Origin of the sequence: Clostridium sp. AM33-3, from assembly GCF_003480315.1 — a bacterium.
GTDB lineage: Bacteria > Bacillota > Clostridia > Lachnospirales > Lachnospiraceae > Brotaphodocola.
Genome location: NZ_QUIV01000033.1, coordinates 21,373 through 31,145 on the forward strand (window position 1 = coordinate 21,373; position 9,773 = coordinate 31,145).

Consider the following 9,773-nt stretch of genomic DNA (forward strand, 5'->3'; position numbering starts at 1 on the left):
ACGCACCGGCTTGTGTGTTGTTATCGGATGTATGGGACATAAGGGTTCCTCCTGAAGGTATGTAGTGTAAGTAATGAATGATGCCCGGATTGCTACGTGCCTTGCACTTCCGCAATCCTCAAAAATATTCATAATCCGCGCATTTTTCTTTGAAAAATGGCTACTTACTCATATTTTTGGCGGGTTCCGAGGTCAGAAATCTTCCTGCAAGCAAGCTTGCGTCAGATTTTGACTTTGGAACCCTGGTATCATTATATTATAAATATTTTAAAGAAAAAGACAAGGGGCTTGAATACTGTGAAACAGGATAGAAATGTAAAAAAAGAAAATTGGAAGAAGAAACCGGCTGCTGGAAAGCAGGGACGGAGTCTGGACGATAAATTTGAAGAGTGGGTTGGAGAGGAGACCGGGAAAAAGGCCGGAAAATCTTCTGAGCAGAAAACAGACCAGAAAGAGGCTTGGAGCCGGGCTAGGAAGAAAGATGGGAAGAATACAGATCAGAAATCTGCGCGGGATTTTGCTTGTGGCAAAGTTGAAAAATTCGGAAAAGCAGATGGAAAGTCTGCGCAGAAGAGTTTCGGAAAATCTGCCCGTAAGGATACTATGAACTTCGGCAAAAAATCAGAACCGAAGCATGGATTGGGCGCTTCCCCGAAATCAGGAAAACTTCAGTCTGCAGCAGAAGAGAAAAAGGCACCGAAGAAGAAAGGTCTGTGCCCGGTGGCGCACCGCTGCGGCGGATGCCAGTACCTGGATATGCCATACGCAGAGCAGCTTCAGATGAAGCAGAGTCAGATGCAGAAGCTTCTCGGAAACTACTGTAAAGTACACGGTATCAAAGGCATGGACGATCCGTTCCACTACCGCAACAAGGTACATGCCGTATTCGGCTACCGCAAAGGCGAAGCCATCTCCGGCGTTTACGAAGAGAAAACCCACAACATCGTTCCGGTGGAAACCTGCATGATCGAAGACCAGAAAGCAGACGAGATCATCGGCACCATCCGCGGTATGCTGAAATCCTTCAAGATCCGCACCTACGATGAAGATACCGGCTACGGCCTGCTGCGCCACGTGCTGGTTCGCCGCGGCTTCACTAGCGGCCAGATCATGGTCGTGCTGGTCACCGCATCCCCTGTATTCCCGTCCAAGAACAACTTCGTCAAGGCCCTGCGCCAGAAACACCCGGAGATCACCACCATTGTCCAGAACATCAACAACCGCGGTACCAGCATGGTATTGGGCGATAAAGAACACGTTCTGTACGGCAAAGGCTATATCGAGGACGAACTGTGTGGCTGCAAATTCCGTATCTCCCCGAAGTCCTTCTACCAGGTCAACCCGGTCCAGACTGAGTATCTGTACGGTAAAGCCATCGAACTGGCCGGCCTGACCGGCAACGAGCGCGTGCTGGATGCCTACTGCGGAATCGGAACCATCGGCATCATCGCCGCATCCAAAGCCAAAGAAGTCATCGGCGTAGAGTTGAACGCCGACGCCGTCCGCGATGCTGTCCAGAACGCCAAATGTAATGATGTCAAAAACATCCGCTTCTATTGTAACGATGCCACCGAATTCATGATGCAGATGGCCGCTTCTGGTGATACCGTAGATGTAGTCCTCATGGACCCGCCAAGAGCCGGAAGTACCGAGGCATTCATTAAGGCTGTGGCAGCAGTGAAGGCAAAGACCGTGATCTATGTATCCTGCGGACCGGACACGCTGGCGAGAGATCTGGGCGTGTTTAAGAAGATAGGGTATCAGCCTGAAGGGGTATGGCCGGTGGACATGTTTCCGCAGACGGGACATGTGGAGACGGTAGTTCTTTTATCCCACAAAAAAGCCGACAGTTATATCCACATTGATGTGGAGTTTGGAGAGGGCGAGGGCAAGATTCCGGTAGATAGTATTGCTAAAAGAGCCGAAGCGTATAAGCCCAAAGAAAAAGTGACCTACAAAATGATTAAGGAGTACATAGAAGCGAAATACGGCTTCAAGGTACATACCGCATATATCGCAGAGGTAAAGCGAAATTTGGGATTGCCGATGTATGATGCTCCTAATGCGGTAGAAGAATTGAAACAGCCGAGGAAACATCCGACACCAGAAAAGGTAGAAGCAATCAAAGATGCACTTCGTTATTTTGCAGTGATATAAAACTTTACTTACAATCGAATATTTCTTACATAGCCGTTTATTCATTTATTTGAGTAAGCGGCTTTTTTCATCCCTATTTTTCGGAATAGGGATATTTTTTGCAGAAGGAGGAGGTTTATTTGAACACGCAAATCATCGCCATCGCCAACCAGAAAGGCGGCGTTGGCAAAACAACAACCTGTGCGAACTTGGGAATAGGTCTGGCACAGGCCGGAAAGAAAGTGCTTCTGATCGACGGGGACCCACAAGGAAGTCTGACAATCAGCTTGGGAAATCCGCAACCGGACAAGCTGCCATTTACACTGTCGGATGCAATGGGCAAAATTCTGATGGATCAGCCTATACGCCCCGGAGAAGGTATTCTGCATCATGCAGAAGGCGTTGACCTGATGCCTGCGGATATTCAGCTTTCCGGTATGGAGGTTTCTCTGGTAAACGCCATGAGCCGTGAAACGGTTTTACGGCAATATCTGGACACACTGAAGGGACAATATTCCCATATCCTGATTGACTGTCAGCCCTCGTTGGGGATGCTTACGGTCAATGCGCTGGCGGCTGCGAACAGGATCATAATTCCCGTTCAGGCAGAGTATCTGCCCGCCAAAGGACTGGAACAGCTTTTATCTACGGTCAGCAAGGTAAAACGGCAGATCAATCCAAAGCTCCAGATTGACGGTATACTGCTGACGATGGTGGATAACCGCACCAACTTTGCCAAAGAGATTGCTGCTTTGCTGCGGGACACCTATGGAAGTAAAATCAAAGTCTTTGGAACGGAGATTCCACACTCTGTCCGTGCAAAGGAAATTAGCGCAGAGGGAAAAAGCATTTTCGTCCATGACCCTGGCGGTAAGGTGGCAGAGGGGTATCGAAATCTGACGAAGGAGGTGTTGAAACTTGAAAAGCAGCGCGAAAAAAGTAGAACTGGCATCGGTAGATGATCTGTTTTCTACGGAGGAGAGCCGTGCCGATGCTCAGAGAGAAAAAGTAGTAGAAATCCCGCTGTCGGAACTGCACCCGTTCAAAGGGCATCCATTCAAAGTCAAGGATGACGAAGCCATGATGGAGACCGCAGACAGTATCAAGCAGTATGGCGTTCTGGTTCCGGCGATTGCTCGACCGGACCCGGAGGGCGGTTATGAGCTGGTAGCCGGACACAGGCGGCACAGAGCCAGTGAGCTGGCAGAAAAGGAGACCATGCCGGTCATTGTTCGGGATTTGGATGATGATGCCGCCACGATCATTATGGTTGACAGCAACCTGCAACGAGAAAGTCTGCTCCCCAGTGAAAGAGCATTTGCCTACAAGATGAAGCTGGATGCCATGAAACATCAGGGAGAGCGAGTTGATTTAACTTCGTCCCAAGTTGGGACGAAGTTGAGAGCCGATGAAATATTGGCTCAGCAGGCTGGTTCAAGCAGAAATCAAGTTCAGCGCTATATCCGTCTGACAGAGCTGATTCCTGAATTGATGGATATGGTGGATGAAAAGAAGATTGCCCTGAACCCTGCCTATGAGCTGTCCTTTCTCAAAAAGGAGGAACAGGTAGACCTGTTGGACGCAATGGACAGCGAACAGGCTACCCCTTCTCTTTCTCAAGCTCAGCGGCTCAAAAAATACAGTCAGGAGGGGCATCTGACCCTCGATATGATGCGTGTCATCATGGGTGAGGAAAAGAAAAGCGATCTGGACCGAGTGACATTTACCTCTGACACCTTGCGAAAGTATTTCCCTAAAAGCTATACGCCCCAGCGGATGCAGGAAACCATCATCAAGCTGCTGGAGGCATGGCAGAAAAAGCGTCAGAGAGATCAGGAACGATGAAAGGAGCCGCCTATGAGGGATATTTCAGCCCGTGAGCTGAAAGGACACAACATTCTCGCCGTAGAGAGGTTTTGGGATAACACCCGCTGGATGATTGAGTTTTCCGTCCTGCGTCCCAGCACAGCTTACGGCAGCCCCGGAGAGGAAATGCGGCTGTTTTTGACCGAGGACGGGTATCAGGCTGCCCTGCAAAGCCAGCAGCGCCGGGAGATTAAGATCAAGCGTTACGCTCGTGTGATTGAGGGACATATCCTCGATTTCAAACCGGGAAAACGCCGCCGCTCATAAACCCATACAACGAAAGGAAAGGAATGACTATGTGTACGGTAAAGGAAATTCAAGAAGCAATCCAGGAAGATTGCAAATCTCAGCATGACATGGATTCAACGGATATTGACCGAGTGATGCAAACACTTCCTTTCGCCCAGGAGGAGCCATTTACAGAGGCGCGTCCTCGAAAGCCGCTGTTTTGGTTCTATGCAAGAAAATTTGAAAAGTGTTGAACACCGCAATTCTTTGGAATGAGGATTGCGGTTTTTTTGTACCCAAAATTCGGAAGGAGTGAGGTCGATGGCCGTTTTTCGTATTGAACGGACCCGTGATTATACCGTGATGAGCAATCATCATTTACGAAATGCAAACCTGTCGTTAAAAGCCAAGGGGCTGCTTTCCATGATGCTGTCTTTGCCAGAGGACTGGAATTACACCACCCGTGGTCTTGCAAAGATCTGTAAGGAGGGCGTGGATGCCATAGGCGCTGCGTTGCGGGAATTGGAGGCTGCCGGTTACATTGTGCGGCACAAGCTGCGTGACCGGCAGGGACGCATCAGCGATACAGAGTATGTCATATACGAGCAGCCACAGCTTAGAAAACCGGATACGGATTCACCAGATACGGAAAACCCGTATATGGATAAACCGGATACGGAAAAGCCCGCAGAATTAAATATAGAGAAATCAAATACAGAAAAATCAATTACTTATGGATCAAGTACCGATTCCATTCCCTTCCGGGAAACAGCGGCGGCAAGACCGCCGGAACGGAAAGGAAGAGATGCGATGTCTGTCACAGAGATAGAAAATTATCGGGAATTGATTTTGGAGAATATCGAGTATGACTGTCTGAAGCAGCGTTATCCTCTCTACCTGGATGACCTGAATGAGATCGTAGAGCTGTTGGTAGAAACGGTCTGTGCCAGACGAAAGACCACCCGGATCTCTGGGGCAGACTTTCCTCACGAGATCGTGCGTTCCCGTTTTTTGAAACTGGACAGCTCCCACATCGAGTTTGTCATGGACTGTCTGCAAAAGAACACCACCCAGGTACGCAACATGAAGCAGTACCTGCTTGCGGTGCTGTTCAATGCGCCTACCACCATGAATAATCACTTCACTTCATTGGTCAACCACGATATGCACGCAGGCGGCTGGTAAAGGCCGCCTTTTATCATGCCAAAGGAGGCACGACATGAACCAGATGGAAATTTTCAAAAACCCGGAGTTTGGCAGTATCCGGGTCATCGAAGAAAACGGCAAATACCTGTTTTGCGGAATGGATGTGGCCGCTGCGCTGGGGTACAGCAATTCCCGCGATGCAATTATCCGCCATTGTAGGTATGTCGTGAAACGCGACGCACCTCACCCACAAAGCCCCGACCGCAAAATCAGTATGACTTTTATCCCCGAAGGAGATTTGTACCGCCTGATTGTTCACAGCAAATTGCCATCGGCAGAACAGTTTGAACAGTGGGTATTCGATGAGGTTCTGCCTACCATTCGCAAGCACGGGGCCTATCTCACAAGAGAGAAGCTTTGGGAGGTAGCTACTTCCCCGGAGGCTCTGATGAAGCTCTGCTCAGACTTGTTGGCTGAGCGTGAAGCAAATATTTCTCTGCGTAAGGAAAATGCACAGCTGGAGGGCAAAGCCGCTTTCTATGACCTGTTCATCGACTTAAAGCACAGCACCAATCTCAGGACAACCGCCAAAGAGTTGGATGTCCCGGAGCGCCGGTTTGTTCGGTTTCTGATAGAACGACGGTTTGTGTACCGCACAGCATCCGGCAATGTGCTGCCCTATGCCAATGTGAAAAATACGGGGCTGTTCTGTGTGAAAGACTACTGCAATCACGGGCATACCGGCTCCTACACGCTGGTTACGCCAAAGGGAAAGCTCTACTTTGCTCAGCTGCGGGAGATGATCTTGCTGGTCTCATAAGAACGGAAAGGAAGTGGGTTTTATGCAGGAAGGCAAAACAATCGGGCAGCTGATGGAGGAAATGCGCCAGAAAGCCGGGGCGCAGAACTATCACGGTCATGACTACATGGATCTCCAGCGATTTGCGGAGAACACCCGGCACATGATTATTTTTGATGTACTGACGCATGACTCCCCGGTTGGCTGGAAAGGAGAACGCACCCGCCTGTTTTTGTCAGATATAGGCTATGAAAAAGCTCTGGACAGTCAGGCAAATGGGCAGATCAAGATTCTCAGCCATGCAAAGGTCAGAAATGGAGATTTGTTTTATGACCACAAAGAACAGATACGATAGGAGGAATCCGATATGAATGAGGAAAAGAAAGTACCCTTTAAGTGGGAATATGGGGAAGAAACCATATCGCTGCAACTTGGAATGTATGCGAATAATCAGCGGCTTTATATCGGCATGATTACCCATACAGAAGATGGAGCAGAGGCGTTTGCAGATATGACGGTGAACCTACCAGGATATTCCCTGGACCCCGGAGAGGCGTTTATTTCCGGTGACATCAGCAAGGATTTGCTGCGATTCATCAAAGAGAACAAATTGGGGAAGGTGCTTCCCTATCAGGTTCAGTCCGGTTATGGAAAATATTCTGCTGTTGCCTTTGATCTGGAGAAGCTGAAGGCATTTGACCCCAAAGGTGTGGCAGAGTTCCGGAAAGAGTGGAATCTGCCGGATAAGAAGCCGGTAAAGAAAAAGAGCCGCGGGATGGAGCGATGAAAAAATACCTCCTCCGGCGGCTGGTGGTTCCGCCTTAGCAAAAAAAGAGATTCCCTGCAAACTTCGTGGAAAGGAGGCGAGAAAATGCAGGAAGAAGTGGAAAACAGAACTTTGACGCTGGTTGTCAGTGGAACAAAGTTTACCGGCAGAATGTTTAAGGCTGCCATAAGCAAGTACATGGCACATCGAAAGGAAAAGAAGCTGGAAAAACAGAGAAGCCGTGATGCGCCGGTTGTTCCGCATGGAAAACAGACTGTGAAGCAGCTTGTCGGGCAGAATCAGGGAATATCCAACATTGAGATCACAGACCCCTCTATCAAGGAGTTTGAGAAAATCGCCCGGAAATATGGTGTGGATTATGCGGTGAAAAAGGACCGCAGCAGTTCTCCGCCAAAGTACCTGATTTTTTTCAAAGGCCGTGATGCAGATGCTCTGACAGCAGCTTTTACAGAGTACACCAACAAAAAGGTCAAAAAGGCAACGAAAACAGAGCGCCCGTCCGTACTGGCAAAACTTAACCGGTTCAAAGAGATGGTTAAAAATGCTGTGGTGGATCGCACCAAGCGAAAGGAGCTGGAACGATGAAAAAGACATTGGACATCAAAAAGCTCATTTTGCTGAATATGCCGTATATCCTGATGGGACTGTTTGCTACCAATTTTGGAGAGGCATGGCGAATGGCACAAGGGGCGGATGCTTCAGAAAAGTTTCTTTCGCTGATTGCGGTTCTGCCTGGGGCGCTGCAAAGTTTCTGGCCAAGCCTGCATCCATTGGACTTGTTGGTAGGACTGTGTTGTGGAGGCAGTCTGAGGCTGGCGGTGTATCTTAAAAGCAAGAACGCCAAGAAATATCGACATGGTTTGGAATATGGTTCGGCCCGCTGGGGAACCCGTGAGGATATTGCACCTTACGTTGATCCTGTATTTCAGAACAATGTGATTCTGACGAAAACGGAGAGCCTGACCATGAACAGCCGCCCCAAGGACCCCAAGACTGCCAGAAACAAAAATGTACTGGTGATTGGCGGCTCCGGTTCCGGTAAGACCCGATTCTGGCTGAAACCAAACCTGATGCAGATGCACAGCTCCTATGTTGTGACGGACCCGAAAGGAACAATTCTGGTGGAGTGCGGAAAAATGCTCCAAAGGGGTGCGCCCAAGCTGGGGAAGGACGGAAAGCCCATGAAGGATAAGCACGGCAAGGTCATTTATGAGCCGTACCGAATCAAGGTCCTAAATACCATCAACTTCAAGAAGTCCATGCACTATAACCCCTTTGCATACATCCACTCGGAAAAGGATATTTTGAAGCTGGTGACAACGCTGATCGCCAATACCAAAGGCGAAGGCAAGACCGGAGACGATTTCTGGGTAAAAGCAGAAACCTTGTTGTACTGCGCGCTTATTGGCTATATCCATTATGAGGCTCCGGTGGAGGAGCAGAACTTCTCTACCCTCATTGAGTTCATCAACGCCATGGAAGTCCGTGAGGATGACGAGGAGTTCAAAAACCCCGTAGACCTGATGTTTGATGCACTGGAAGCCGAGAAGCCAAATCACTTTGCGGTGCGCCAGTATAAGAAATATAAGCTAGCCGCCGGCAAAACAGCCAAGTCGATTTTGATTTCCTGCGGTGCGCGTCTGGCCGTATTTGATATTGCGGAGCTGCGCGAGGTTACATCCTACGATGAGTTGGAACTGGATACGCTGGGAGACAGAAAAACGGCTCTGTTCCTCATTATGAGTGATACGGATGACAGTTTTAACTTTCTCATTTCCATGTGCTACACCCAGTTATTCAACCTGCTTTGTGAAAAGGCCGACGATGTGTATGGCGGCAGGCTTCCGGTTCATGTGCGCTGTTTGATTGATGAGTGTGCTAACATCGGGCAGATTCCGAAGCTGGAAAAGCTGGTGGCCACCATCCGAAGCCGTGAAATCTCTGCCTGTCTGGTGTTGCAGGCACAGAGCCAGCTCAAGGCAATTTACAAAGATAATGCCGATACCATCATCGGCAATATGGATACTTCCCTCTTCCTGGGTGGCAAAGAGCCAACAACGCTGAAAGAGCTGGCGGCTGTTCTGGGAAAGGAGACCATAGACACTTACAACACCGGAGAGAGCCGGGGACGGGAGACCTCCCACTCGCTCAACTATCAGAAATTGGGAAAAGAGCTGATGAGCCAGGACGAGCTGGCAGTTATGGATGGCGGCAAGTGCATCTTGCAGTTGCGCGGTGTGCGTCCGTTTCTTTCAGACAAGTATGACATTACCAGACACCCTAATTTCAAATACACAGCTGATGCAGGCAAGCGAAATACCTTTGATATTGAAGCATTTTTGTCTGCCAGACTAAAACTCAAGCCTGATGAGGTCTGCGATGTATATGAAGTAGACACGGAGGGCGTGTAATACGGTTCCGCTGAGAAAGGAGTGATCGTATCTATTTGACGCAACTGCCTCTGTTGAGGCCATTGGCGTACAAAGCGGACAATCGCAAGAAAAATAATGAAAAAGGAGGACAGCCGGAATCATGCCCCCGGAAACCGGGCGGCAGATTGTTCCGGCTTTTGTATGCCTATGAAACATGACAAACCTATTTTTTAATCAAATTCCGGCTAACAAACTATATGGCATTTTTTGAACAGGCAATTACCGTTCTTCAGACTCTCGTTATCGCTCTGGGCGCTGGTCTTGGTATCTGGGGTGTCATCAACCTGTTGGAAGGTTACGGCAACGACAACCCCGGCGCCAATGCTCATGTACGGTAAAGTATCACAAGAAAATTATGTCGAATTGACAGCCGCCTCCG

Annotated in this window: 11 protein-coding genes and 1 pseudogene; all 12 read left to right on the plus strand. The window is 49.1% G+C overall.

The window, feature by feature from the left end; genetic code table 11:
• Nucleotides 1–297 precede the first annotated feature (297 nt).
• The gene (gene rlmD, locus DW819_RS14345) at nt 298–2,157 is read left to right on the plus strand and encodes a 23S rRNA (uracil(1939)-C(5))-methyltransferase RlmD (RefSeq protein ID WP_243025887.1); all 1,860 of its coding nucleotides are present in this window, start codon (nt 298–300) and stop codon (nt 2,155–2,157) included.
• Between the two features lie 119 nt (nt 2,158–2,276).
• Nucleotides 2,277–3,098, plus strand: a complete 822-nt coding sequence (locus DW819_RS14350; protein WP_055228680.1) for a ParA family protein — start codon at nt 2,277–2,279, stop codon at nt 3,096–3,098.
• The gene (locus DW819_RS14355; RefSeq protein WP_055290218.1) at nt 3,055–3,981 is read left to right on the plus strand and encodes a ParB/RepB/Spo0J family partition protein; all 927 of its coding nucleotides are present in this window, start codon (nt 3,055–3,057) and stop codon (nt 3,979–3,981) included. Before DW819_RS14350 ends, DW819_RS14355 begins: the two co-directional genes overlap by 44 nt.
• A 12-nt stretch (nt 3,982–3,993) precedes the next feature.
• Entirely contained in the window at nt 3,994–4,269 is a 276-nt protein-coding gene (locus DW819_RS14360; RefSeq protein WP_002592134.1) for a DUF5720 family protein, read from the plus strand.
• Between the two features lie 29 nt (nt 4,270–4,298).
• Nucleotides 4,299–4,484, plus strand: coding sequence for a hypothetical protein (locus DW819_RS14365; protein WP_117910047.1), 186 nt, complete (start codon nt 4,299–4,301; stop codon nt 4,482–4,484).
• Between the two features lie 67 nt (nt 4,485–4,551).
• On the plus strand, nt 4,552–5,415 hold the full coding sequence (locus tag DW819_RS14370; protein ID WP_055194503.1) for a DUF6017 domain-containing protein: 864 nt from the start codon (nt 4,552–4,554) through the stop codon (nt 5,413–5,415).
• Between the two features lie 34 nt (nt 5,416–5,449).
• On the plus strand, nt 5,450–6,196 hold the full coding sequence (locus tag DW819_RS14375; protein WP_117910048.1) for a phage antirepressor KilAC domain-containing protein: 747 nt from the start codon (nt 5,450–5,452) through the stop codon (nt 6,194–6,196).
• Between the two features lie 22 nt (nt 6,197–6,218).
• The gene (locus DW819_RS14380) at nt 6,219–6,530 is read left to right on the plus strand and encodes a DUF5720 family protein (RefSeq protein ID WP_025487374.1); all 312 of its coding nucleotides are present in this window, start codon (nt 6,219–6,221) and stop codon (nt 6,528–6,530) included.
• A gap of 12 nt (nt 6,531–6,542) precedes the next feature.
• Nucleotides 6,543–6,962, plus strand: a complete 420-nt coding sequence (locus DW819_RS14385) for a DUF4313 domain-containing protein (RefSeq protein WP_055658165.1) — start codon at nt 6,543–6,545, stop codon at nt 6,960–6,962.
• A gap of 84 nt (nt 6,963–7,046) precedes the next feature.
• Nucleotides 7,047–7,547, plus strand: a complete 501-nt coding sequence (locus DW819_RS14390) for a PcfB family protein (RefSeq protein WP_117499047.1) — start codon at nt 7,047–7,049, stop codon at nt 7,545–7,547.
• The gene (locus DW819_RS14395) at nt 7,544–9,373 is read left to right on the plus strand and encodes a VirD4-like conjugal transfer protein, CD1115 family (RefSeq protein ID WP_118733822.1); all 1,830 of its coding nucleotides are present in this window, start codon (nt 7,544–7,546) and stop codon (nt 9,371–9,373) included. The genes DW819_RS14390 and DW819_RS14395 overlap by 4 nt, the downstream gene beginning before the upstream one ends.
• Before the next feature lie 218 nt (nt 9,374–9,591).
• Nucleotides 9,592–9,720: pseudogene (locus tag DW819_RS14400) on the plus strand (Maff2 family protein); the annotation flags it as partial.
• Nucleotides 9,721–9,773: the final 53 nt, after the last annotated feature.